We start from the raw sequence: 23,681 nt of genomic DNA, 5'->3' as shown, positions 1-23,681 counted from the left end.
CATGGCATTTTCCCTGCCGCGCCGCGGCGTCGTCGTCCTGGCCGCGGCCGTCGCCGCGGTCCTGGCCGGCTCGGCGGCGGCCTGGGCGGTCGCCTGGGACAACGTGAAACCGGTGGTCGACTCCGGCAAGAGCACCGCGGGCCTGCAGAAGCTCGTCTGGACCGCCTCGAACCTGGCCCCGGTCGACGCGGCCTTCGCCGACGGCTCGCTGAGCTCCGACGGCGGCGCCGGCCTGGCCCAGGTGTACAGCCACACGAACCAGCAGATGTACTACAAGTCGGCGAGCCAGTGCACGTCGGCCAAGGCCGCCGTGGCCGACGCCGACGCGCAGTACACCCTGGCCGCGTGGTGCTTCTCCGGCGCCGACGAGACGTCCGACGCGTGGGTGCCGCAGGCGGTCACCAGCTCGCAGGACGCGCAGCAGTACAGCGGCTACTCGGCCGGCGGCGACGAGGTCGTCGGGCTGTGGCGGCAGGCGGCGAACGCGGGCAACCGCGGCCGCTGCACGAGCGTCCCCGACGACGCCGGCCGCTCGGTGAACCTGCGGGCCACGTTCATCCAGCGGCCCTACACCGACGGCACGCACAGCGCCTACCGCCACGTGCTGCTCGTCGCCCCGACGTCCAACGGCAACGTCATCGCGCCGATCTGCGACGTGCACGGCGGCGGTGCCGTCTGGTACGGCCCGTACCTGTTCGTGTCCTGGCACGGCGCCGGGTTCAAGGTGTTCGACACCCGCCGCACCTACAAGATCCCGTTCGACACCACCTGCGGCAGCGGCGGCGGCGCGCCCGGCGTCAACGACATCGGCGTCGTCGGCGGCCGGGTCTGCGCGGCCGGCTACCGCTACGTGATGGTGCAGGTCGGCCAGTTCGCGACCTCGCCGTCGGGCTGCTCGACGACGCCGGCGAGCCTCAACGCGGGGCTGTGCTTCTCCGGCATCTCGCTGCAGTGGTCGGACGACTCGATCGTGTCGTCGGAGTATCGCAACGCGGCCGACATGACCGCCTCCGGCGTCCCGGTGCGGATCGTCAACTGGTCCACGGCCGACCTGGTCAACCGCATCACGAGCGGCTCCGCCGCCGCGGTCACGGCCACCCGCCTGGCGACCACCAACTTCGAGGGCGTCCAGGGTGTGATGGAGCGCCCGAACGCGACCTCGGGCCGCGCTGAGTTCTACATCGCCCGGACTGTGCCCGGCAACGACAGCAGCGAACTGTGGTACGAGCACGACGGCGACGGCGTCTGCCCGGCCAAGGGCGTCTACGTCGACAACGCCGAACAGGTCAGCTACTGGGTCGACAGCGACGGCAACGGGCATCTGTGGACCTTCACGGAGTACGCGAACCGCCGCATGCTGGTGCGCATCTACACGAATGAGTACAACGACCCACCATCCGGCTGCCCCACCCAATGAAAGACGCCGCGGCCGCCCCAATCCCCCCGGGGCGGCCGCGGCCCATTCGCACGCGCAGGTCAGCGCCAGAATCCGAGGAATGCTCGGTTTCTGTTGACACCGATGGCGGTCTATCGGACGCTGGTGGGACTGCACCGGCCGCCGGAGCGCTCTCCGGCCCGCACGGAGGGGCCACCGCCATGTCCCGCCTTCGAACCCTCACCGCCGGCGTCGCCCTCGCGGTCGTCGCCGCCTCGCTCGTCGCCGTGCCGGCCGCCTCGGCCGCCGCGATCACGGCCGCCGCCGACGCGCTCGACGGCACCTGCGCCTCGCTGCGCGTCTACAACGGGTCCAGCCCGGTCGGGTACGTCGTGCGCAGCGGCTCCGGCTACGGATTCACCTCGTCGGCTTCCAGTGCTACCGCGTTCCGCCTCGAGGCCACCCAGCTCGGGCGATACGAGCTCTTCGGCTCCGACGGCAAGCCCGCCTACCAGAGCGTCGTCAGCTTGATCCTGGCCGGCGACGCCTACGGCGACCGGGCCGACTGGATGGTGACGAAGTCCGGGGACCGGTACCGGTTCACCGCGACCGCCACCGGGCAGACCATGGGCTCGTTCCTGTTCAGCCTCGGCGCGGCCGGCTCCGGCTACACCGTCGCGCTGGCCACCGCGTCGGGCTGCTTCACGCCGCCGGACATCGATCCGGGTGTCAGCGGTACCGCCGCGCCGGGTGTGGACGGCAGCGGCAACCTCGTCGGCACCATCGACGCGCATGCCCACATCACCGCGGCCGCCGCGTTCGGCGGGCAGATGCACTGCGGCGAGGCGTGGGCCCCCGGAGGCGTCCAGCAGGCCCTCGCCGGCTGCGACACGCACAAGAGCCTCAACGTCGGGGCGCTGTTCGAGGCCATCGTCGGCGGTACCGACGCCGTGAACTCCCCGGAGGACGGCTGGCCGACGTTCGGCGACTGGCCGCAGCACAACTCGCTGCTGCACGAGCAGTCCTATTACCGCAGCATCGAGCGGTCCTGGCGGGCCGGCCAGCGGGTGCTCAACGCGCTGCTGGTCGCCAACCGGGCGATCTGCGAGCTGTTCCCCTACCGCGACACCGCCTGCGACGAGATGGACGAGATCCGGGTCCAGGCCCGCTACCTGTACTCCATGCAGGACTACATCGACGCGCAGAGCGGCGGGGCCGGCAAGGGCTGGTTCCGCATCGCCACGACACCGGCCCAGGTGCGCGCCATCGCCGCCCAGGGCAAGCTGGCCGTGACGGTCGGCGTGGAGAACTCGGAGCTCTTCGGCTGCCGCGAGCTCAACGGCGTGGCCCAGTGCACCACCGCCCAGATCGACGCCGGCCTCGACGAACTGCAGTCCCTCGGCGTGTCAGGGCTCTATCCGGTGCACAAGTTCGACAACGCGTTCGGCGGCACCCGCTTCGACGCCGGGCTCAGCGGGGCGTTCGTCAACCTGGGCAACCTGCTGTCCACCGGGCACTGGTGGACGGCGACCAGCTGCACCGGCCCGCACGACAACGAGCAACCGCTCGCCAACGACGACCTGGTGAAGCTCCTGAGCCTCGGCGTCGTCGGCGTGCCCGCGGGCACGGCCCTGCCGGTGTACCCGACCGGCCCGATCTGCAACACCCGCGGCCTGACCGACCTCGGCCGGTACCTCGTCCAGAAGATGATGGACCGCGGCATGATCATCCACGTGGACCACATGAGCGTGAAGACGGTCCAGGCCGTCCTCGACCTGGCCGCGGCGGCCCACTACCCGGGCGTCACCTCGGTGCACAGCTGGTCCGACCCGGCCGTCATCGACCGGGTCCTGTCCCTCGGCGGCTTCGTGGCCAGCTACGCCAACGCGGTCCCGGAGTTCCTCGCCGAGTGGCGCACCAACAACGCCGCTCCGCACGGCCGCACCATCGCCGGCTACGGCTACGGCACCGACGTCAACGGCCTCGGCGACCAGGCCAATCCCCGCCCGAACGCCGCCGCCGGCCCGCTGCTCTACCCGTTCACGGCCCCGAACGGCACCACGGTGAGCCGCCAGGTGTGGGGCACACGCACCTTCGACGTCAACACCGACGGCGCCGCCCAGTACGGCCTCTTCGCCGACTGGACCACCGACCTGATCCAACAGGCCGGCGCCGACGGCCCGCTGCTGCGCCGGCAACTCATGAACGGCGCCGAGTCCTACGTGCGCATGTGGGAGGCGGCCATCGCCTGGTGACGAGCCGCCAGGCCGGAGCCGGCCGTCAGGGCCGGGCGACGACGATACGGTCCAGCGACGGTGCGTGACCGGACGGGTTGCCGAACGCGATGGTGTTGCGGCCCTTGCGCAGGTCCAGCCGCAGTGTCGACGCCGTGCAGCAGGTCGACCCGCCACGCAGCGCGAAGGAGCGCGCCTGCTCGTCGTTGACGGCGACGACGAGGGTGCGTCTGGGCTCGTTGTCGATGTTCACGTGGAAGACGGTCACCGTGTACGTCCCCGTCGCCGGCACCGACACGTCCTCGAAGCGCAGGATGCCAGGCCCGCGCCGGTCGTCCCAGTCGCCGAGGTTGCGTACTATCCGGCCGCCCGACGCGCCCGGGTACCGGTCAACCCACGCGGAACCGCCGATGGCGTTGCCCGCCGCCTCCGCCTCGATGGTCACCGGGCCGAACCGCACCGGTTTCGGCGCGCCGGTCGGCCCGCTCGTCGCCGTCCCCTCGGGCGGCGCCGTCGTCGGTCCGGCCGCGCTCGACGATGCCGACGGCGCGGGGGAGAGCGCCGGCGATTGGCCGGCCGGGCCGCCGGTCTCACCGGGCATCGGCACCGCCGCGTCGGCGGAGTAGTTCGCGGACCGGCCCACCAGCGGCGCCCGGTCGGTGTCGTCAGTCAGCAGCACACCGACGGCGAGGACCGCGACGACGACGAGCGCCGACGCGGCGACCAGTGCCACCATTCGCCGGCGGCTCGCCATATCGGGCGGGCCGCCGGCGTCGTCCGCCGGCCCGGCCGCAAGCTCCGCGTCCGCCTCGATCGGCGCCTCGGCATCGGCGCGGCCGGGCGGGGGGAGCGGTTCGGAGCTGTGCGGCGCGTCCGCGGACGACTCGCTCTCCGGCAGCCACGGCGGCACCCGCAGCGAGTCGGGGGGTCCGTCGGCTTCGGTCATCCCACCAGGACCCATCTCTCGCGATCACGGACACCGCGAAGATAGCGACATGGCCGGCGGCGCGCCAGCGCACGAGGCGTCCCGGCGTGACTTCGCCAGGCGGCCAGGGCGTTTACGACGTGTCGGTACCGTCTGCGAGTCATTCGGCACCGAACGGCCGGAATGCGCCCGCGGGCGCGGGGCGGGCGTTTCCGCGCGATCGTCCCGGATTGCCGGCCGCCGCCGATGGCCCGCTGGCGGACCGCGCCACCCGGCCGCCCGGCAACGGTCAGGTCACCGGGAGCGGCTCGCGGACCCGCAGCGCGTCGTCGATCCGACCGGCGGACCGCAGCGCCTGGACCCGCTTGAGCCGCACGAAGCGGCCGTCCCGGACCGCGTCGAGGGTCAGCCGGTGCGTCCGGTACGCCTCGACGAGCTGTTCCGCTCCGGTCCTGACCGTCCACTTCGGGCGGAACGCCGGCACTTCGGCGCCGATCCGGTCGCACGACACCCGGTAGTTGCGCTTGTCCGGGTTGGCACCGCCCGCGAAGGTGACCGTGCTGCCCGGCACGGCCGCCGCCACGAGTTCGGCGACGTCGCGGATCAGGTAGTTCTCGGCGGTGCTCCCGACGTTGTACGCCTGGGCGTGCACCACCTCACGCGGCGCTTCGAGCGGCGCGAGGAACGCCGCCGCAATGTCCTCGGCGTGCACCAGGGGCCGCCAGGCCGATCCGTCGGACAGCAGCCGCACCTCACCGGTGAGCAGCGCCGAGGCGACGAGGTCGTTGACGACCAGGTCGCCGCGCAGCCGGGGGGAGAATCCGTATGCGGTGGCGTTACGCAGGAACACCGGCGAGAAGTCGTCGCCGGCGAGGACGGCGATGTCCCGCTCGGACCGGATCTTCGAGTCGCCGTAGGGCGTGACCGGCGCGAAGCCGGCCGACTCCGTCAACGGTGTGTCGTCCTCGCCGGCACCGTACAGCGAGCACGACGAGGAGAAGAGGAACCGCCCGACGCCGGCCGCCTTCGCCGCCTTCGCGACCCGGACGCTGGCCCGGTGGTTGATGTCGTAGGTCAGGTCGGCGTCGACGTCGCCGAGCGGGTCGTTGCACAGCGCGGCCAGGTGGATGACGGCGTCGAACTTCGCGAGGTGCTCCGGTTCGACGTCGCGCACATCGAGGCGGACGGTCGGGACCGGGTCCGGCGCGGGCCCCAGCACGCAGTCGGCGTACAGCCCGGTGTCGAGACCGACGATGTCATGGCCGGCCGCCCGGAGCAGCGGTACCAGCACGGTGCCGAGGTAGCCTTCGTGGCCGGTGACGAGTACGCGCATCAGGTATCCAGTTCTGTCGGTGGGTTCAGGTGCGCACGAGCGTGCGGCTCAGCGCGCCGTGGGAGTAGGCCGCGATGGTGCGGTCCACGACCGGGCCGTCGGCCTCGGCCGGAGCGGCGCTGTACCACTGCGCCGCCTTGGTGAGTGTCGTGTCGAGGTCCCAGACGGGCGCCCAGCCCAGCTCCGCCTGGGCGGCGGCGGCGCCCAGTTCGACCCGGTCGCCGCCGTGGCCCTCGATGCGCAGCGGGTAGTCGGGGCGGCCGAGCGCGGCCAGGAACCGCGTGACGACCGCCTGGACCGGCTCGGCGCTGGTGGGGTCCGGGCGCCCGAACTCGTAGCGCCGCCGAGGCGGGTTCCCGGCGTACAGGCGGGCGCCGAGCAGCAGCGCGCCGCTGACTCCGTCGAGGACGTGCTGCCACGGACGGACGGCCCCCGGTGCCCGCAGCACCACGGGCTCGCCCGCTCGCACGCTGCGCACCACGTCGGCGAGCAGCCGCCCTTCGGCCCAGTCCCCGCCGAGCATGACGCCCGGCCGGGCCACCCCCAGCCCGAGCGGCTGGCTCCGGCCGGACACCGCGCGGGTCCGCGGATGCGCGAACGCGCCGACGATCACCTCGGTGGCCAGCTTGGAGGCCGGGTACGGGTTGAGCTCCAAGGCGTCGTCGACGTCGACGGAGGCCGGGCTGCCGATCACCACGACGGCCCGGGTGGCGGGCTGGTGTACCGCCGCGTCCAGCACCGCGCCGGTGCCGACGACATTGGCGGCGAAGGCGGACAGAGGCGAGCGGAAGCCGGCGACGACGGTCGCCTGCCCGGCCAGGTGGACGATGATCTCAGGGGCGAACCCGTCGACGGCGGCGGTGACCGCCGCCGGATCGGTGATATCGCCGCGGTAGGTCACCGGCCAGGCGCCGCCGTCCGCCCCGCCCCGGCTGTAGCCCGCGACGTCGGCCCCGAGCGCCGCCAGCCACCGGGCGGTCCAGCCGCCGAGGAAGCCGGTATTGCCGGTGACCAGCACGCGCCGGCCGGCGTAGACGCCGTCGAACAGGTTGGCCCGCACGCCATCGGGGAGCAGCTCAGGCGACATCGGCCGCACCGAACCAGGCGTCGAGCTCCGGCCGGATCTCGGCGAGCCGCGGCGCGGCCCGGTCGCGGGCGGAGACCGTTGCGTCCGCGAGCGGCCACCGCACCGCGAGATCGGGGTCGTCCCACGCCACCGCCGCGTCCAGGCTCGGCTCATAGGCGGCGGTCACCTGGTAGCAGACGTCGGCGAGCGCGGACAGGGCCTGGAACCCGTGCGCGCAGCCGCCGGGGATGTAGAGCTGGCGGTGCGTCTCGTCGTCGAGTTCGAAGCCGAGCCACCGCCCGAACGCGGGCGAGGTCGGCCGCAGGTCCACCACCACGTCGAAGACGCGACCGCGGGGCACCCGGATCAGTTTGGCCTCCCTGGTGTCGGCGCGGGTGTGGAGTCCGCGCACGACGCCACGATGCGAACGGGAGTGGTTCGCCTCGACGAGCGTCGTGTGGTCGATACCGCAGCCGCTGAGCTCCTCGGCCGCGAAGGTCCGCAGGAACCAGCCGCGCTCGTCGCAGATCGGCTTCGGCGTTATCAGCATCAGTCCCGGGATCGCGGTCTTTTCAACGTCGAACTTTCCCATTGTCCCCGCTTTCAGAGGTGGTGAATGGCTGACGGGAGCGACGATAGCCGATCGGCAATCAGGGACAGTCCTTCATGATCGGTAAAGGTAAATCGCCGGAGAACGCCGAAACAGTATCGTCACGGCTTCGCCACATCTCATTCACGTACGGCCGCCGTCTATCAGTTTTAAAACGCGGCAACGATTCGGCTAGACGCCGCCGGGATCGCAGATATAGGCAGGTCAGCGGGCCTCCATAACCTTGCGTAACGATTGGGCCGGTGAGCTATTTCCGTTTTTAAGCGTATTCAGTGTGGCATGGGAGCGCTTCCATGCTCTCAAGTTTGTACTGAGAGCTATGTCACCGAGCCGCTGCTGCGGCCGCGTTGCGGCCGTGAAAGTTTCCATGGTTTGCTGGCACTCGGGCCGGTCGGCGGAGTGTCCCGACCGGAAAAGCAGATCCCGGGGGAGTTATGAAAACGCTAGGAGCCATTGTTCCGGACCATGAATTAACGGCCGTCGACGACCGGGGCGTCACGGCGCCGCCGGCAATTCTTCTGTGTGGCGGAGCCGGTCAAAGAATGGGCGACCTGGCGGCCGCCGTGCCGAAACCGATGCTGCCCGTCGGCGGCCGGCCGTTGCTGTGGCACATCATGCGCGGACTGGCGCAGTACGGCACCGACGACTTCGTCCTGGCCGTCGGCCATCTCGGCCACGTGGTCAAGGACTACTTCTTCCGCTTCCACGTGCACGCGGTCGACTTCACCGTGCGCCTGGGCCGCCACCCGCAGCTGCGGGCGCTCGGCGACACGCCCGAGGAGGGCTGGTCCGTGACCTGCATCGACACCGGCGAGCACACCGGCACGGGCGGACGGATCCGGCGGGTGGCGGATCGCATTGCGGACGGCCCCGTGATCGTCACGTACGGCGATGTCCTCGCCGACGTGGACGTCACCGAACTGCTGCGCTTCCACCGCTCCCACGGCCGGCTCGCGACGGTCACGGCCGCCGCACCGCCGGCGCGGTTCGGCAACCTCGCGCTGGCCGGCAACCGCGTCCAGCGCTTCGACGAGAAGGTCGCCGGCAACGAGCAGGGGCTGGTGAACATCGGCTACTTCGTGCTCGAGAAGGAAGCGATCGAGCGGTACATCCCGGCCGAGCCCGGCGTGATGTTCGAGGAGCAGCCGATCCGCGACCTGGTCGCCGCCGGCGAGCTGATGGCCTACCGGCACGAGGGGTTCTGGCTGCCGGTCGACACCCCGAAGGAGCTCTCGACGGTCCAGCAGCGCTGGGACGGCGATGCCGCACCGTGGAAGATCTGGCGCTGATGACCGTATTCACTTCGGAAAACCGGTACCGGGTCACGTTCGAAGCCGTGCCCCGCCCGCGGTGGTGGCGGCCGCTGTTCGTCGTCTACCTGGCCGCGGCGGTCCTGTTCGTCGTCTGGCGATGCCAGGTGGTGAACTGGCACACCTGGCTCGGTCCGATCGCTGTGGTGTTCGACATCTTCGGCGCGCTGATCTTCGGCATGCTGCTGTGGCACGTGCGTTACCCGTCCGTGCCACGGCACCACGCCGTCGACGTATCGGACTACGTCGTGGACTGTCTCATCCCGACCCACACCGAATCGGCCGACCTGGTCGAGCCGACCGTCCTCGGGGCGCTGCGCATCCGCGGCGTCCGCCGGGTCCTGGTCCTGGGCAACCGGTACCGCGAGGACATGCGGGACATGGCGGTGCGTCTCGGCGCGGAGTACCACGCCCGCGACGACATGGCGTTCGGCAAGGCCGGCAACCTCAACGCCGGGCTGGCGCACACCGACGCCGACTACGTGATCACCCTCGACGCCGATCACATTGCCGTTCCGGAGCTGCTCGAACGCATGATCGGCTACTTCGACGACCCCGACGTCGCCCTCGTGCAGAGCCCTCAGGCCTACTACAACACCGACACGCTCACCTTCCGGCGGACCCGCAACGGGGTGTGGGCCGAGGCGCAGATGTTCTACCGGTGCGTGCAGCCGTCGAAGAACCACTGGAACGCGGCGTTCTACGTCGGCACCAGTGCCGTCCTGCGCCGTCAGGCCCTGGACTCCACCGGCGGGTTCGCGACCGGCACGGTCACCGAGGACATCCACACCGCGATGCGGCTGCACGCGGCCGGATGGCGGTCGGTGTTCCTGCCCGAACCGCTGGCCTTCGGCCTCGAGGCGGCGAATCTGCGGGAGTTCTTCGCGCAGCGGCGTCGCTGGGCCGTCGGCAGCCTTCAGCTGCTGCTGCGCCACCGCGACTCGCCGTTGCGCCGCAAGGGTCTGAGCGTCGCCCAGCGGGTGCACTACCTGCACGCGACGGCCATCCACCTCGGCGGGCCGCAGCGGCTGTTCCACCTGGTGCTGCCGACGGTGACCCTGCTGACGATGACCTCACCGGTGAACATCCCGTTCGGGCTGTACTCATCGGCGTTCCTCGGCTACCTGGTCCTGTCGTGGACCATGATGAAGGTGTACTTCGGGCGCGCCTACCATCCGGTCCACAGCGAGGCGTACAGCCTGGTCGCCGCAGTCTCGCAGACCGCCGCGCTGCTCGGCCTGTTCCGTCGGGAGCGGCGCTACAAGGCCGCCGACAAGCAGGGCAACTTCCGGGAGCGCACCTGGGTCCGCGGCCTGCTGTGGACGATGACGCTGATCTGCGGCAGCACCCTGGCCTACGGCGGCTGGCTGATCGCGCACGGCCGGCTCACCGGCCTGATCATCAGCGCGACCATCTGGGCGGGACTGCACGCGTTCTGGATCGGCTCGCTGCTGGCCTACCTGGTGCGCTACGAGCGCCGCCCGGCACCGCAGTACGCGGCGCTGACCGGGCCGGCCCGCTACGAGTGGGTGATGGACCGCAGCGCGGCACTGATCGCCGACGAGCGCGCCGCCGTCCCGCCCGCCACGCCGGAGCCACGCCTGGAAGCGCGATCCGCCGACCCGGCGCCGACCGTCAGGCCGGCCATGCGGGCGTGATCGGGCCGCTCGGCGGTGCCTCGAGGCGTCGAACCGCTGCCGGGCAGCTGGAGCACAACGTGCAGGCCCGGACGTTCCCGCCGCTGACCGACGAAGAGCTACGGCTCGTCGACGAGCACGGCGTGCACGGGACCGGGCTGTGACTCCAGGTCCAGGCCGAATGCCAGGAGGCGGCGGCCGTCGACGATCCGGGTCTCGCGGTCGTGGAGGCGGCTGAACCCCAGGTCGGCGTAGAGGCGGTGGGCGGCCACCATCTCGGGGCCGCTGTTCATCACGACCCGCACCGCCCCGCGCGCCCGGGCCAGCCCGATGACGTGCGCGACCAGCAGCCGCCCGATGCCCAGGCGGCGGGACGCCGGCGGGACGGCCAGGAGCCGGAAGTCGAACTCGCCGGGCCCGGCCAGGCCGCCGATGTGCCCGCCCGGGCGCGCCGTGGCGACCGTGCCGAGCAGCGTGCCGGCCGCGTCGACAGCGACCCACACCTCGTGCTCGCCGGCCCGGCCGGGCACGTCGCGGATGTTCGCCCGGTATTCGGCCGAGAGTTCGTAGTCGGCGCCGTAGGCGGCCTCGCTGAGTGCTGAGGCCGCCTCGTACTCCGCCGGTTCGATCAGGCGGATCGTGACATCTACCAGCAGCGCCATGGCTCAGAAGGCCTGGGCCAGGCGGTGGACGGCCTCGCGCAGCTCCTGCGGGGTGCGGTCGCCGAACGCGAAGCGCAGGTGCCGGGCCGACTCCGGCTGCGGGCTCGCGGCGAAGAACGCGCCCTGCTGGTAGACGACGCCCGCCGCGGCCGCCCGTTCGTACAGAGCAGCCGGGTCGATCGTGTCGTCGGCCAGGCGCGGCCACAGGAACAGGCCGCCCTCGGGAAGCCGCGTCTCGAACGCGCCGGGGAGCTCGTCGTGCAGCGCGTCGACCAACACTTGAGCCCGTTCGCGGTACAGGTCGTTGGCCGCCTTCACCACGCCGTCGAACCAGCCGTCGGCGGTGACGAGGTGCTCGACGATCGTCTGGGTGACGGTCGGGCTGTGCGAGTCGCCGCGGTTGCGCAGCCGGACCACCGGGTCGACGAGGTGCTCGGGCAGGACCAGCCAGCCCAGCCGCCAGCCGGGGCCGAGGGTCTTCGTGAACGTGTTGACGTGGATGGCCCGGTCGGAGTCGTTGAACACGGCGAAGCCCTGGTCCTCGCCGGCGAAGCGCAGCTCGCGATACGGGTTGTCGACGATGACGTAGAAGCCGTACCGCTCGGCCAGTTCGACGAGGGCCCGGCGCTTGTCGGCCGGCAGGGTCACCTGGGTCGGGTTGTGGAAGTCCGGGACGGTGTAGGCGGCGGCGATGCGCTCACCCGCGGCGAGGCGGGCGGCCAGGTACTCCACGTCGAAGCCGTCGCCGACCACCGGTACCGGCAAAGTCGCTGTTGTTGAAACTTCGAGGGCGCGCAGGAACAGCGGGAAGACCGGATCGTCGACGGCGACGGTGGCGCCGCGTTCGACCACGGTCAGCACCGCCAGGGACAGGCCGTGCATGCCGCCGTTGGTGATGACGATGCGGCGCGCGTCGACGCCCTCACGGGCCGCGATCCAGCTGCGCAGCGCGGCGAAGCCGGGGGTCTGGGAGTACTGCAGGCTCGCCACGGCCGCGGGCCGGTCCTGCCACAGCCGTGCGGAGGCCCGGCCGAAGTCCTCGACCGGAAGGGCTTCGGGCGCGGGGATGCCGCCGAGGAGCCGGATCGCGCCGGGCGCGGCGGCGACCAGGCTGGCGTCGCCGAAGCCCTTGGGCACGCTGAGACCGCGCGAGAGCACGGTGATGTCGGTCATCGGGACCCTTCGGTGAGGAGCGGGCGGACCCAGCCGGTCACGAGCTCGGCCAGGGCGTCCTGGTGGTCGTGGAAGGTGTGTGCGGCGCCCGGGATGGTGACGACCCGGGAACCCTCCGGCAGCAGATGGGCGCCGGCGGCGGTGATCGCGCTGAGGCGCCGCTCCTGGTCGTCGGCGTCGCCGTGGACGACCAGCACCGGCACTTTGAGCGCGCTCAGGAGCTCTTCCTGGGTACCGGTGGTGCCGAGGCGTGGCTTCGCGCGGTTGACGGTGACATGCCGGCGCACCGACGAACCCTCGATCGGCAGGTGTACGTCCTCACCGCGGTGCCAGGCGGCGAGACCCTCGTCGCTGAGGAACGGGTACGGGCGGTCCTCGCCGGCGCCGGTCAGGGCACCGGTGAGGACCAGGGTGACGACGCGGGGCCGCTCCGGCGCGACCCGCAGCGCCACGGCCGAGCCGAGGCTCTGGCCGTGGAGGACCTGCTTGCGGTACCCCCGCGAATCAAGGAAATCCAGAGCGACCCGCGCGTCGCCGAGCAGTTGCTCCCCGTCGACGACGTCGCCGGGCGAGTCGCCGAATCCGCTGAAGTCGAAGCGCAGCACCGCGAGGCCCAGCGCCGCGTACTCGTCGGTCAGCCGGTCGAACCGGCCGCCGGCCCGCCGGTCGGACAGGAACCCGTGCAGCAGGACGACGGCGCTGTCGCCCGGGCCGGGGGTGAACGTGGCGGCCAGCCGGCCGTCCAGGAGGAGCTCGGTCACGAAATGTCCAGGTGGTCGCGGAGGGTGGTGCCGGTGTAGTCCTGGCGGAACACGCCGAGGCGCTGCAGGTGCGGGACGACGGCCCGGCCGAAGTCGTCGAAGGAGCCGGGGAAGTGGGTCGGGGTGATGAGGAAGCCGTCGGCGGCGCCGGAGGCGAAGATGTCGGTCAGCTGCTCCGCGACCTCGACCCCGGTGCCGACCAGTTGCGGCGTGAGTTCGCTGGTGGAGAACTCGACCGCGGCCTCGGCGATCGTGATGTTGCCGGCCCGGGCCCCGAGCAGCTCGGTGAGCTGGACGACGGCGCGGCCCTCGGCCTGGCCCTCGGTGGCGCGCTCCTCGAGGACCCGCAGGTATGGGGCGTCGAGGTCGACGCCGCTCAGGTTGAGGCGGGAGAACTGGCTGAAGAACTCGACGCCGGCCGCGGGCGTGATGCGCTCCTTGAGGAAGTCGCGGCGGGCCTTGGCGATCTCGGTGGTCTCGCCGACGATCGGCTGCACCGCGGCGAACAGCCGGATCTTCTCCGCATCCCGGCCCAGCGCCCGGGCCTTGGCCTTCAGGTCGTCCTTCTTGGCCCGCAGGTCGGCCGGGGTCCGTTCGATGGCGAAGATGACGTCGCCCCAGCGGGCCCCGAACTGCCGGCCGCGCGGGGAGTCGCCGGCCTGGATGATGACCGGGTGGCCCTGCGGGCTCGGCGGCAGGTTCAGCGGCCCGCGGACGCTGAGGTACCGGCCCTTGTAGTCGGGGACGGTGACCTTGGACGTTTCGACGAAGACGCCGGTCTCCTGGTCCTGCACCAGGGCGTCGCGGTCCCAGGCGTTCCACAGCGCGGTGACGGCCTCGACGAAGTCGTCGCCGCGGTCGTAGAGCTGCGCCCCGGAGAGCTGCTCGACGTGCGGGAAGTTGGCGTAGTTGGCCGGGCCGTTGGACTGGATGACGTTCCAGGCGACCCGGCCGCCGCTGAGGTGGTCGAGGCTGAGCAGGGTCCGGGCCAGGTTGTAGGGCTCGTTGAAGCTCGTCGACAGCGTCACCCCGACGCCGAGGTGGGTGGTGACGGCGGCGATGGTGGCCGCGACCTGGGCCGGGTCGTGCTTGATGGCGTTGGACAGGCCGTGGCGTTCGAAGCCGTCGCGGAAGCTCACCGTCTCCGGGATGAACGCCAGGTCGAACTTGGCGGCCTCGAGGGTGCGGGCGACCTGGTGCAGGAAGTCCCTTCCCAGCCAGTCGCGGGAGGAGTACGGGTGCCGCCACGCGCCGGCGTAGTGGCCGCTCGGGAACAGCACGTAGCCGCCGAGGAACAGTTGCCGCTCGCTCATGCTCGTCCGACCTCCTGGGCGTACAGGTAACGGTTGGGCTTGGGGGTCCAGGTGACGGCCTTCGACACCTCGGCCGTGAACGGTGACGGGTAGAGGAAGATGGTGTGGGCGGCGTCGTAGTAGTTCTGGGTCGCCCGCTCGAGGAAGGCCGTTCGCTGCGCCTCATTGGTGGCGGTCAGCGCCTGGTCGCCGAGGGCGTCGAACTCGGGGGCCTTGACGTGGCTCTGGATGTGGTCGCTGCGGAACGGGCCGAAGTTGCCGGTCGTGTCGCCCGGATACTGGCTGCCCCACATGATGTAGACGAGGTCGGCGGCCTGGTCGTCCTGGCCGTACTGGCGCTGCAGCCAGGCTGGGAACGGCGTCGTCGTGATCTTCAGGGTGACGCCGGCCTTGGCCCACTGCGCGGCGATCGCCTGCGACGCGGACTCGGCCGAGACGTAGGTGCCGGCCGGGACGTCCAGGTTGATCGTGAAGCCGGCCCCGAAGCCGGCCGCGGCCAGCAGCGACTTGGCCTTCTCCAGGTCGTACGGGTAGGCCTTGAGCGCCGGGTTGGGCTCGTTGAACGGCGCGTAGAGGACCTGGCCGGGCAGCGGCTTCACCGAGTCCTTCAGCAGCCCGTGGATGATGGTTTCCTTGTCGGTGGCGTAGTTGAGGGCCTGCCGGACTCCGGCGTTGGCGAGCGGCGTGTCCTTCTTGCGCTCGTTGATGGCCAGGACGAGCGGCTGCGGGCCGACGCCGAGGATCGTGTCGTACGTCTTGGAGTCCTTGAACTGGTCCTGTGAGAGCGGGGCCAGGTTGAGCACGATGTCCTGCTCACCGGTCTTGAGCGCGGCGATGCGCTGTGCCTCGGAGGCCAGGACGGTGTACTTGACCTTCGCGAAGGCCGGCTTCGGCCCGGCGTAGCTGGGGTTCAGCGAGAGCGTGGCCCCGTTCTCCAGGTCGAGGGAGTCCAGCTTGTAGGGGCCGCTGCCGAGGGCCTCGGTGTCGAGCTTGTGCGACTGGGCGAAGCTGGGCTCGACGACGTAGATGCTCCACAGCCGGCCCGGCAGGTCGAGGGTGGGCTGCGACAGGTGGAAGGCCAGGGTGGAGTTGCCGGTCTTCTCCACCGACTTGAGGTACTTGCGCAGCGGCGCACCGGACGTGCCGGCGTACTTCGGGTCGAGCAGCTGCTGGAAGTTCCACACGATGTCGTCGGCGGTCAGCGGGTTGCCGTCGGAGTACTTCGCGTCGGTGCGGACGGTGAACTCCCAGTTGAGATCGTCGACCGCCTTCCACGACGTGGCGAGGCCGGGCACGACCTTGAAGTCGGGGGAGATGCGGGTGATCGACTCGTAGATCGAGCCGATCACCGCGCCCTGGCTGTCGGGGGAGCCGCCCTTGTGCGGGTGGATGTTCGTCAGCTGCCGTGACAGGGCCAGCCGGAGCGTGTCGCCCGCTTTGGGGGCCGCGCCCTCGGCGGCAGTACCCCCGCAGGCTCCTGTTAGCAAAAGACTGGCCACGGCGAGCAACCGGAGCTTCACGTTCTCTTCCTTCCGGGGATGGCGTCGAGCAGCGATCGGGTATAGGGATGGGCCGGCCGTTCGAGGACCTCGTCCGTCGGGCCGTGCTCGACGACCCGGCCCGCGCGCAGCACGACGACGTCGTCGCACAGGTAGCGCACGACGGCCAGGTCGTGGGAGATGAACAGGTAGGTGAGGCCGTGCTCGGCCCGCAGCCGCGCGAGCAGGCGCAGGATCCGGGCCTGCACCGAGAGGTCGAGGGCCGACACCGGCTCGTCGGCGACGATCAGCGACGGCTCGCTCGCGAGGGCCCGGGCGATGCCGACCCGCTGGCGCTGGCCGCCGGAGAGCTCCGACGGGAGCCGGTCGCGGAACCCCCGGGGCAGCTCCACCTCGTCGAGCAGCGCGTCGATCCGGCCGGGGATGTCGGCCCGGGCGACGCCGACGTGGTTGAGCTCCAGGGGCTCGCGCAGCGTCTGCGCCACCGTGAGGCGCGGGTCGAGGGAGCTGTAGGGGTCCTGGAAGATGTACTGCACCTCGCGCCGCCATTGCCGCCCGCCGAGCGGGGTGACGGTGCCGCTGTCGGCGCGTTCCAGGCCGACGATGATCCGGGCGAGGGTGGTCTTGCCCGAGCCGGACTCGCCGACGAGCCCCAGCGCCTGTCCACGGTGGAGGGTGAGGTCCACGCCGTCGAGGGCGGTGTGCCGGCCGAAGGCGCGCCGGACGTTGCGGACCTCCAGCCGCGGCGGGCCTTCGGGCGGCGCGGTGGCGCGCACCGGGGGCAGCCGGCCGGGCTGGGCGTCGAGGAGCTGGCGGGTGTAGTCGTGCTGCGGCAACGCGAGCACCTCGGCGGTCGGGCCGGACTCGACGATCGCGCCGTCCGACATGACGTAGACGTCATCGGTGCGGTCGGCGATGACCCCGATGTCGTGGCTCACGAGCAGCACCGCCAGGCCGAGCTTCGCCCGCAGCTCGTCGATCAGGTCGAGCACCTGCGCCTGCACCGACACGTCCAGCGCCGTGGTCGGCTCATCGGCGATCAGCAGCTTCGGGGACCGGGCCAGGGCCATCGCGATGACGACCCGCTGGTTGAGCCCACCGGACAGTTCATGCGGAAAAGCCTTGAGCGTCTTTGGTACTTCCTGAATCCCGACGGTCCGCAGGAGTTCCCCGGCTCGTTCCCGGCGCTCCGCGCGGGGTGTGCCCGGCGGCAGCGCCTCGACGAGCTGCTTGACGATCCGCAGCCGCGGGTTGAGCGACGGCGTCGGATGCTGGAACACCACCCCGACGTGGGCCGCGACATGCTCGCGGGCCGACCGCTCGGTGAGCCCGCGGACGTCCCGCCCGGCCACGGTGACGGTGCCGCCGGTGATCCGGACGGCCGGCGGCAGCAGGCCGGCGACCGCCATCGCGGTCAGCGTCTTGCCGGAGCCGGACTCGCCGACGAGCCCGACGGTCCGGCCGGCCGCGAGGCGCAGGCTGACCCGGTCCACGAGCACCGCCGGGTTCGATTCGAGTCCGATCGACAGGTCCCGGACGTCCAGCACCGATGTGTCAACGGCGAGCGTCATCGCGCGACTCCCCGGTTCACGGCCCCGCGGCCGACGAAGCGTTCGGCGAGGCCGTCGCCGAGCAGTTGCAGCGCGACGGCCGTCAGCACGACGACCAGGCCGGGGAAGACGGCGATCCACGGCGACGTGGACAGGCTGTCGCGGCCGGTGGCGACCATCTGGCCCCAGTCCGGGTCCGGCGGCTGGACGCCGAGGCCGAGGAAGCCCAGGCTCGCCTCCAGCAGCAGCGCCGACGACGCGCTCAGCGTGACCGCGACGAAGAACAGCGGGAGCACGCTGGGGATGAGGTGCCGCCGGGCGATGGCCCCGGGGCCGGCCCCGGCGACGCGGGCCGCCTCGATGTACTGCTGCTTGACGACGGCCCGGGTGTGGCCGCGGATGATCCGGAACGTCAGCACCCACGAGCCGAGGACGAGCACGGCGACGATCGGCACGAACGAGTTGCCGATGAACGACAGGACCACGATGGCCAGGACGATGGAGGGGACGGCGAGCTGGACGTCGGCCAGCCGCGCGGTGAGCCCGTCGACCCAGCCTCCGGCCAGCGCCCCGACCAGGGCCAGGGCCAGCCCCAGCAGGGACGCGACGGTAGCGGCCAGGAAGGTGAGCGCGAGGCCGGTCCGGCCGCCGAAGACGGTGCGGGCCAGGATGTCGCGGCCGAGGTCGTCGGTGCCGAACGGGTGGGCGCTCGACGGGCCCTGCAGGATGGCGGTGAAGTCCTGCTCGATCGGGTCGCCGACGAGCAGTGGCGCGAGGACGGTGACGAGGACGACGAGGGCCAGGAGGCCCGCGCCGGCCCAGCCGCCGGCCCCGATCGTGCGCCGGGTCCGCCCGCTCATGACCGCAGCCTCGGTTCGACGAGCGCGGCCAGCATGTCGACCAGCAGGTTGATGAGCACGAACCCGGCCGCGATCACCAGGACGCACACGATGACGAGGGGGTAGTCGCGGTTCTGGACCGCGTTGATCGACAGCTGCCCGATGCCCGGCCAGCTGAACACCGACTCGGTGACGACGGCCCCGCCGAGCAGCACGCCGGCCTGGATGCCGACCACGTTGAGGGTGGTGCCGAGCGCGTTGGCGACGACGTGGCGCAGGATGATGACCCGCCGCGGCAGGCCCTTGGCCCGGGCGGTGCGGATGTGCTCGGCCTGCAGGACGTCGAGCAGGGCGGTGCGGAACACGCGGGCGATGACCGGGACGAACGCGATCGCCAGGGTCAGCGCGGGCAGCACGATCCCGCTGGCGTCGGCGCCGTCGGTCACGGCCGGGAACCAGCCCAGCCCGACCGCGAACGCCATCACGAGCAGGATGCCGATGAAGAAGGTGGGTACCGCCTCCAGCCCGACCGCGGCCGCAAGGGGCCCCCGGCGCAGCAGCGGCGACCTGGCCGTCGCGGACACGTAGCCGATCAGGCCGCCGAGCAGGACGCCGAGCGCCAGCGCGGTGCCACCGAGGGCGAAGCTGGCCGGCACCTTGGCCAGGGCGATGCCGACGGGGCTGGAGCCGTAGCGGATCGAGTCCGGGAAGTGGCCGGTGAACACGTTGCCGAGGAACTTCGCGTACTGCAACGGCAGCGGCTGGTCGTAGCCCATCAGCCGGGTCAGCCGGTCGATCTCGTCGCGCGGCGCGTTGGGCGGCACGAGCAGCACGGCCGGGTTGCCCGTCGAGTAGAGCGCGAAGAACACCAGCGTGATCGCACCCCAGACCGCGACCAGCCCGGTGAGCAGCCGGCCGCCGAGGTATCGCCAACTGACGGGCACGGGGAGGCTCCTTCCAGCTAAAAGTCTATTGAACCCATCGGTTCGATAGGAGATTAAGCTAGAGCCCTTCCGTTAACCTATCTTTCCTATATTAATAAGAGGTTATTACGTGCGCGGACCGCCGCCGTGATCGGCGGGGGTGAGGCGCCAGCGGCCCTCGGAGACGACGTCGAGGTGGTCGCCGTCGACGCGGATGGCGGTGTCGTCGTCGATGAAGTAGATCGGGAAGTCGGCGCGGGCGGCGATCGTGTCGGCCCAGGTGTCGTCGCGGTCGGGGAAGTCGGGGGAGTACAGGTGGGGTTTGAGGTACCAGTCGAAGCGGGCGAACGGCGGCTCGACCGTCGTGGCGCCGAGCAGGTGGAGGTCGGCGGCGTCGCCGAGCACGTCGGCGCCGTGCTCGTTCAGGTTGCGGCTGAACAGCATGGAGCCGGCGCTCAGGCCCACGTAGACCCTCGTCTCCAGGGCCTCCAGGAACGCGGCCGCGAGGTCGTTGCGGGTGATGCTGCGGGCCAGGTGGTAGTGGTTGCCGCCGCTGACGTAGATGACGTCGGCGTGCCGGAGGCGGGCGCGGACCAGCTCCGGCGGCAGGCCGTTGAGCTCCAGGATGTCGAACTCACGCCAGCCCAGGGCACGCACCCGGGTCATGTCGTCCAGGACCCAGCCGTGGTCGCCGGGCTCGGCCATGGACGCGGTGGGGATGTAGACGACGTTGGCCGCGGCGAACGGCTGGTCCAGCATGGTGCGCAGCGTGTCCAGCAGTGTGGCGTTGCGCAGGCCGGCGGAGGTCAGCAGCAGCTTCATCGCCCGAGCCAATCATCCTCCGGGACCGGCGCGGCCGGGAGGGTGACGGTGACGGTCAGGCCGCCGCCGGGGTTGGGAGTCGCGGTGATGGTGCCGGCGTGCGCGGAGACGATGGAGCGGACGATGGCCAGGCCGAGGCCGGTCGACGCGGTCCCGGCGGCCCGGCCCGGGTCCAGCCGCTGGAACGGCTCGAACAGCCGGTCGACCGCGGCCGCCGGGACGACGGGGCCGCTGTTGCGGACGGTGAGGACGGCCGGCCCGGCGTCGCGTCCGGTGCTGACCGTCAGCCATCCGCCCGGGCGGTTGTGCCGCACCGCGTTGTCGACCAGGTTGCCGACCAGCCGGTCGAGCAGCCCGGGGTCGCCGCGGACCGGGGCCGGGCGCAGGTCGCAGGTGACGGTGAGGCCGGCCCGGTCGGCCTCCTCGTCGGCCGCGCCGACCGTGGCGGCCGCAACCGCGGCCAGGTCGCAGGGCTCCGTCGCGGCGATGCCGCTGTCGCTGCGGGCGAGGGCGAGCAGACCGTCCAGCATGCGCTCGGCCCGGGCGGTCGCGGTGAGCACCCGCTGGGCCGTGGCCTGCCACTGCTCGGGGGTGCCGGGCCGCTTCGCCAGCTGGACCTCCATCCCGCTGCGCACGACGGCCAGCGGCGTGCGCAGGTCGTGCGCGGCGTCGGCGACGAACCGGCGCTGGCTGGCGAAGGCCGCCTCCAGGCGCCCGACCATCGCGTCGAAGGTGTCGGCCAGCTCCTTGAGCTCGTCGCGGGGGCCGGTGAGCGCGATCCGCTCGTGGAGGTGGTCCTGCGAGATCCGCCTGGTCGTCGCGGTCAGCGTGCGCAGTGGCCGCAGCAGGCGCCCGGCCGCCATCCAGCAGACCGCGAGGCCGGCGACGGCGGTGACGAGCAGCCCGACGGCCGACGCGGCGGCCGTGGAGAGCAGGGTCTCCCGGCGCCGCACGGCGATCTGCGCCGCGTCGATGTCGATCGCGCGCAGCTTCTCCGCCGCGTCCGGGGCGATGTCGGTCGCGGTGCCGCGTATCTTCGCGACCTGCTCCGGCGTCGGGTCGTGGATGTTGTCGTACAGGCTGTGGTAGAGCAGCCAGTAGTTCAGCGCCACCAGTGCCGTGCAGGCGAGCACGAGCACGATCGCGTAGACGACGGTCAGGCGCAGGCGGATCGACGGGTGTTTCACAGCCGGTACCCCGCCCCCACAACGGTCTCGATCAGCGGCGGGTCGCCCAGCTTGCGCCGCAGCCGGGCGACGGTCACCCGCACGGTGGCCGTGAACGGGTCGGCGTGCTCGTCCCAGGCCCGGTCGAGCAGCGCCTCCGAGCTGACCACGGCACCGTCGGCGCCCATCAGGATCTCCAGCACGGCAAGCTCCTTCGTCGTCAGGGGCAGTGTGCGGCCGTCGCGGGTGACGATGCGCCGGGCCGTGTCGAAGGTCAGCCCGGCCCGCCGCAGCACCCGTGGCGCGTTGGCGGCCCGCCGGGCCAGCGCCCGGATGCGCAGCACCAGCTCGGCGAAGACGAACGGCTTCGGCAGGTAGTCGTCGGCGCCGAGGGTCAGCCCGGCCACCCGGTCCGCCGCCTCGCCGGCCGCGGTGAGCATGAGCACCCGCGGGCCGGCGTCGGCCGCGGCCAGCGCCCCGCACACCTGGTCGCCGTGCAGCCGCGGCAGGTCGCGGTCGAGCACGACGACGTCGTAGGGGTTGGTGCCGGCCTTGTGCAGCCCGTCCAGCCCGTCGGCGGCGAGGTCGACCGCCATGCCCTGGTCGCGCAGCCCCTCGGCGATCTGCTCGGCCAGCAGCGGCTCGTCCTCGATGAGCAGCACCCGCACCGCACACCTCCACAACCCGGCCAGTCTCGCCGATAGAGCGTTACACCGGCGTTACAGACGTCGCAACGGTACTGTTGCCGCCCGTTCAGTGCACTGGAGCGCATGACGAACAGGCGGATCGCCGTGCTCCTGCCGCTGCTGCTGCTGCTGGCGGCCCTGGCCGGGTGCACGCGGGCGGACGACGGGAAGGACGTGGCGACGGCGGGCGGTGCGCCCGCGGTGGCCGCGAGCACGTCGCTCAGCGCACACGACCAGGGGCTGCGGCACGCCCGGTGCATGCGCGAGCACGGCGTGCCGGAGGCCGACCCGGTGGTCGACGCCGACGGCGGGGTGCGCGCCGGCGCTGGCTACGACAAGGGCGCCATCGACGCCGGTGTGCTGAACCAGGCCATCGAGGCGTGCCGGGCCTACGAGACCGCCCTGAGCGCCGACGACCGGACCCGGAAGCTCGACGCCGCGCGCGAGGAGTCGCGCTGCATGCGCGCCAACGGCGTGGAGGAGTTCCCGGACCCGGAGCCGAACCTCAACCGGGACGTGCCCGAGTCGGTGCGGCTCGACCCGCAGTACGACGCGGCCGCGGCCGCCTGCATCCGGCACGGCGGCCGCTCGCCGTCCCCGGCCCGGTGAGCCGCCGTCCGCGCCCCGCGGCGCTGCTGTGGGGACTGGGTGTGCTGACGGCCGGCGCCGCGGCCGTGGCCGCGGGCGGGCTCGGCTCCCGGGGCGGCCCCGCACCGGGCCCGGCCGCCCGCCCGCCGGCGACCGCCGAGGTGACCCGGCAGACGATGCTCGACACCGACGAGCAGGCCGGCCAGCTCGGCTACGGCGCCCCGGCGGCCCTCGCGGGCCGGATCGACGGCGTCGTCACCCGGGCGCCGCTCGCCGGTGACGTCATCACCCGCGGCCAGGCGGTGTACCGGGTCGACGACACCCCGGTCGTCCTGCTCTACGGCGCCGTCACCGCCTACCGTGCCCTGGCGCCGGGCGTCACCGGGCCGGACGTGCGCCAGCTGGAGGAGAACCTGACCGCCCTGGGCTACACCGGCTTCACCGTCGACACCACCTACTCGGCCGGCACCGCCACCGCGGTCCGGCGCTGGCAACGCGACCAGGGGCTGCCGGCGACCGGCGCGGTCGAGCTGGGCCGGGTGCTGTTCGCGCCGGGCGAGATCCGCGTCGACGCGGTCACCGCGGGCGTCAACCAGACCACCGGCGGTGGGGAGGAGGTGCTGCGGTACACCGGGACCGGCCACCGGGTGACGGTCCGGCTCGACGTGTCGAAGCAGCGGCTGGCCCGGGCCGGCCTGGAGGTCGCCGTGCGGCTCCCGGACGGGCGGGCGGTGCCGGGCCGGGTCGAGCGCGTCGCCACCGTCGTCGAGGAGGCGTCCGGGCCGGCCGCGCCGCCGCAGACCCGGATCGAGGCGCTCGTGTCACTGGCCGACCCGGCCGCGGCCGCCGGCATCGACGCGGCCGTGGTCACCGTCGTGTTCACCGCGGACCGGCGCGCGGACGTCCTCACCGTGCCGGTGGCCGCACTGGTCGCCTTGGCCGAGGGCGGCTACGGCGTCGAGGTCGTGGACGGCCCGTCGACGCACTACCTGCGGGTCGAGACCGGCCTGTTCGCCGGCGGCCGGGTGGAGATCAGCGGCGCCGGGCTGCGGGCCGGCCTGACCGTGGGGATGCCGGCGTGACCGGTCCGGAGCGCAGCGGAGGGGCCGGTCACCATGGGCGCAGTTCGGAGGTCGCGGGGCCGGAGCGCAGCGGAGGGCCCGCGAGCGGGCGCTCTGTGCTCGGGGGCGTCGTGCGGGCCGGGGCCGC

21 protein-coding genes are annotated in these 23,681 nt (G+C 72.3%); 6 read left to right on the top strand and 15 right to left on the bottom strand.

All coding sequences use genetic code 11. From position 1 onward, the window contains the following. Position 1: 1 nt before the first annotated feature. Positions 2–1,417: a hypothetical protein gene (locus tag ACIA8L_RS44045; RefSeq protein ID WP_395914296.1), complete on the top strand. Its 1,416-nt coding sequence runs from the start codon at positions 2–4 to the stop codon at positions 1,415–1,417. Between the two features lie 179 nt (positions 1,418–1,596). Beyond that, complete coding sequence (locus ACIA8L_RS44040; RefSeq protein WP_395914294.1) at positions 1,597–3,630, top strand: hypothetical protein; 2,034 nt, start codon at positions 1,597–1,599, stop codon at positions 3,628–3,630. Positions 3,631–3,655: 25 nt separating this feature from the next. On the opposite strand, the gene ACIA8L_RS44035 is transcribed toward ACIA8L_RS44040, so the two are convergent. From ACIA8L_RS44035 to rfbC, 4 genes are all read right to left on the bottom strand, one after another. After that, positions 3,656–4,555 carry a hypothetical protein gene (locus ACIA8L_RS44035; RefSeq protein WP_395914292.1) on the bottom strand — a complete coding sequence of 300 codons (900 nt, stop codon included), beginning with the start codon at positions 4,553–4,555 and terminating at the stop codon, positions 3,656–3,658. A 268-nt stretch (positions 4,556–4,823) separates the two neighbouring features. Next, the gene (locus ACIA8L_RS44030) at positions 4,824–5,867 is read right to left on the bottom strand and encodes an NAD-dependent epimerase/dehydratase family protein (protein ID WP_395914290.1); all 1,044 of its coding nucleotides are present in this window, start codon (positions 5,865–5,867) and stop codon (positions 4,824–4,826) included. A 25-nt stretch (positions 5,868–5,892) separates the two neighbouring features. Next, entirely contained in the window at positions 5,893–6,954 is a 1,062-nt protein-coding gene (locus ACIA8L_RS44025) for an NAD-dependent epimerase/dehydratase family protein (RefSeq protein WP_395914288.1), read from the bottom strand. Further along, complete coding sequence (rfbC, locus tag ACIA8L_RS44020) at positions 6,944–7,525, bottom strand: dTDP-4-dehydrorhamnose 3,5-epimerase (protein ID WP_395914286.1); 582 nt, start codon at positions 7,523–7,525, stop codon at positions 6,944–6,946. Before rfbC ends, ACIA8L_RS44025 begins: the two co-directional genes overlap by 11 nt. A gap of 452 nt (positions 7,526–7,977) precedes the next feature. Here rfbC and ACIA8L_RS44015 point away from each other — a divergent pair, with 452 nt between their 5' ends. Next, positions 7,978–8,832 carry a sugar phosphate nucleotidyltransferase gene (locus ACIA8L_RS44015; RefSeq protein ID WP_395914284.1) on the top strand — a complete coding sequence of 285 codons (855 nt, stop codon included), beginning with the start codon at positions 7,978–7,980 and terminating at the stop codon, positions 8,830–8,832. After that, positions 8,832–10,511 carry a glycosyltransferase family 2 protein gene (locus ACIA8L_RS44010; RefSeq protein ID WP_395914282.1) on the top strand — a complete coding sequence of 560 codons (1,680 nt, stop codon included), beginning with the start codon at positions 8,832–8,834 and terminating at the stop codon, positions 10,509–10,511. Before ACIA8L_RS44015 ends, ACIA8L_RS44010 begins: the two co-directional genes overlap by 1 nt. 98 nt (positions 10,512–10,609) lie before the next feature. Here the strand turns inward: ACIA8L_RS44010 and ACIA8L_RS44005 are convergent, their stop codons facing one another. From ACIA8L_RS44005 to ACIA8L_RS43955, 11 genes are all read right to left on the bottom strand, one after another. Then, positions 10,610–11,152 (bottom strand): GNAT family N-acetyltransferase, encoded by a 543-nt coding sequence (locus tag ACIA8L_RS44005; protein ID WP_395914280.1) that lies wholly within the window; start codon positions 11,150–11,152, stop codon positions 10,610–10,612. A 3-nt stretch (positions 11,153–11,155) separates the two neighbouring features. Further along, entirely contained in the window at positions 11,156–12,325 is a 1,170-nt protein-coding gene (locus ACIA8L_RS44000; protein WP_395914278.1) for a PLP-dependent aminotransferase family protein, read from the bottom strand. Next, the gene (locus ACIA8L_RS43995) at positions 12,322–13,086 is read right to left on the bottom strand and encodes an alpha/beta hydrolase (RefSeq protein ID WP_395914276.1); all 765 of its coding nucleotides are present in this window, start codon (positions 13,084–13,086) and stop codon (positions 12,322–12,324) included. Before ACIA8L_RS43995 ends, ACIA8L_RS44000 begins: the two co-directional genes overlap by 4 nt. Continuing rightward, positions 13,083–14,399: an NtaA/DmoA family FMN-dependent monooxygenase gene (locus tag ACIA8L_RS43990; protein WP_395914274.1), complete on the bottom strand. Its 1,317-nt coding sequence runs from the start codon at positions 14,397–14,399 to the stop codon at positions 13,083–13,085. Before ACIA8L_RS43990 ends, ACIA8L_RS43995 begins: the two co-directional genes overlap by 4 nt. Beyond that, positions 14,396–15,919 carry an ABC transporter substrate-binding protein gene (locus ACIA8L_RS43985; RefSeq protein WP_395914272.1) on the bottom strand — a complete coding sequence of 508 codons (1,524 nt, stop codon included), beginning with the start codon at positions 15,917–15,919 and terminating at the stop codon, positions 14,396–14,398. The genes ACIA8L_RS43990 and ACIA8L_RS43985 overlap by 4 nt, the downstream gene beginning before the upstream one ends. Next, positions 15,916–17,469 (bottom strand): dipeptide ABC transporter ATP-binding protein, encoded by a 1,554-nt coding sequence (locus ACIA8L_RS43980; protein WP_395914270.1) that lies wholly within the window; start codon positions 17,467–17,469, stop codon positions 15,916–15,918. The genes ACIA8L_RS43985 and ACIA8L_RS43980 overlap by 4 nt, the downstream gene beginning before the upstream one ends. Continuing rightward, positions 17,466–18,308, bottom strand: a complete 843-nt coding sequence (locus ACIA8L_RS43975; RefSeq protein ID WP_395914268.1) for an ABC transporter permease — start codon at positions 18,306–18,308, stop codon at positions 17,466–17,468. Before ACIA8L_RS43975 ends, ACIA8L_RS43980 begins: the two co-directional genes overlap by 4 nt. Continuing rightward, positions 18,305–19,231, bottom strand: a complete 927-nt coding sequence (locus ACIA8L_RS43970; RefSeq protein ID WP_395914266.1) for an ABC transporter permease — start codon at positions 19,229–19,231, stop codon at positions 18,305–18,307. The genes ACIA8L_RS43975 and ACIA8L_RS43970 overlap by 4 nt, the downstream gene beginning before the upstream one ends. A 105-nt stretch (positions 19,232–19,336) precedes the next feature. Next, positions 19,337–20,032 (bottom strand): Type 1 glutamine amidotransferase-like domain-containing protein, encoded by a 696-nt coding sequence (locus ACIA8L_RS43965; protein WP_395914264.1) that lies wholly within the window; start codon positions 20,030–20,032, stop codon positions 19,337–19,339. Beyond that, entirely contained in the window at positions 20,029–21,219 is a 1,191-nt protein-coding gene (locus ACIA8L_RS43960) for a sensor histidine kinase (protein ID WP_395914262.1), read from the bottom strand. Before ACIA8L_RS43960 ends, ACIA8L_RS43965 begins: the two co-directional genes overlap by 4 nt. Continuing rightward, positions 21,216–21,866, bottom strand: coding sequence for a response regulator transcription factor (locus ACIA8L_RS43955; RefSeq protein ID WP_395914260.1), 651 nt, complete (start codon positions 21,864–21,866; stop codon positions 21,216–21,218). Before ACIA8L_RS43955 ends, ACIA8L_RS43960 begins: the two co-directional genes overlap by 4 nt. Before the next feature lie 102 nt (positions 21,867–21,968). Between ACIA8L_RS43955 and ACIA8L_RS43950 the strand changes: the two genes are divergently transcribed. Continuing rightward, on the top strand, positions 21,969–22,493 hold the full coding sequence (locus tag ACIA8L_RS43950) for a hypothetical protein (RefSeq protein WP_395914258.1): 525 nt from the start codon (positions 21,969–21,971) through the stop codon (positions 22,491–22,493). Next, on the top strand, positions 22,490–23,554 hold the full coding sequence (locus ACIA8L_RS43945) for a peptidoglycan-binding protein (RefSeq protein ID WP_395914257.1): 1,065 nt from the start codon (positions 22,490–22,492) through the stop codon (positions 23,552–23,554). Before ACIA8L_RS43950 ends, ACIA8L_RS43945 begins: the two co-directional genes overlap by 4 nt. Positions 23,555–23,681: the final 127 nt, after the last annotated feature.

The organism is Dactylosporangium sp. NPDC051541 (assembly GCF_044454505.1).
GTDB lineage: Bacteria > Actinomycetota > Actinomycetes > Mycobacteriales > Micromonosporaceae > Dactylosporangium.
This window is presented reverse-complemented; position numbering and strand designations above follow the sequence as displayed.

Excerpts from the sequence above, each read along its gene's own strand:
- ACIA8L_RS44040 (WP_395914294.1), top strand. The coding sequence starts at position 1,597 with ATGTCCCGCCTTCGAACCCTCACCGCCGGCGTCGCCCTCGCGGTCGTC.
- ACIA8L_RS44010 (WP_395914282.1), top strand. The coding sequence starts at position 8,832 with ATGACCGTATTCACTTCGGAAAACCGGTACCGGGTCACGTTCGAAGCC.
- ACIA8L_RS43950 (WP_395914258.1), top strand. The coding sequence starts at position 21,969 with ATGACGAACAGGCGGATCGCCGTGCTCCTGCCGCTGCTGCTGCTGCTG.
- ACIA8L_RS44015 (WP_395914284.1), top strand. The coding sequence starts at position 7,978 with ATGAAAACGCTAGGAGCCATTGTTCCGGACCATGAATTAACGGCCGTC.
- ACIA8L_RS44000 (WP_395914278.1), bottom strand. The coding sequence starts at position 12,325 with ATGACCGACATCACCGTGCTCTCGCGCGGTCTCAGCGTGCCCAAGGGC.
- ACIA8L_RS44005 (WP_395914280.1), bottom strand. The coding sequence starts at position 11,152 with ATGGCGCTGCTGGTAGATGTCACGATCCGCCTGATCGAACCGGCGGAG.
- ACIA8L_RS44030 (WP_395914290.1), bottom strand. The coding sequence starts at position 5,867 with ATGCGCGTACTCGTCACCGGCCACGAAGGCTACCTCGGCACCGTGCTG.
- ACIA8L_RS44035 (WP_395914292.1), bottom strand. The coding sequence starts at position 4,555 with ATGACCGAAGCCGACGGACCCCCCGACTCGCTGCGGGTGCCGCCGTGG.
- ACIA8L_RS43990 (WP_395914274.1), bottom strand. The coding sequence starts at position 14,399 with ATGAGCGAGCGGCAACTGTTCCTCGGCGGCTACGTGCTGTTCCCGAGC.
- ACIA8L_RS44045 (WP_395914296.1), top strand. The coding sequence starts at position 2 with ATGGCATTTTCCCTGCCGCGCCGCGGCGTCGTCGTCCTGGCCGCGGCC.
- rfbC (WP_395914286.1), bottom strand. The coding sequence starts at position 7,525 with ATGGGAAAGTTCGACGTTGAAAAGACCGCGATCCCGGGACTGATGCTG.
- ACIA8L_RS44025 (WP_395914288.1), bottom strand. The coding sequence starts at position 6,954 with ATGTCGCCTGAGCTGCTCCCCGATGGCGTGCGGGCCAACCTGTTCGAC.
- ACIA8L_RS43980 (WP_395914270.1), bottom strand. The coding sequence starts at position 17,469 with ATGACGCTCGCCGTTGACACATCGGTGCTGGACGTCCGGGACCTGTCG.
- ACIA8L_RS43965 (WP_395914264.1), bottom strand. The coding sequence starts at position 20,032 with ATGAAGCTGCTGCTGACCTCCGCCGGCCTGCGCAACGCCACACTGCTG.
- ACIA8L_RS43975 (WP_395914268.1), bottom strand. The coding sequence starts at position 18,308 with ATGAGCGGGCGGACCCGGCGCACGATCGGGGCCGGCGGCTGGGCCGGC.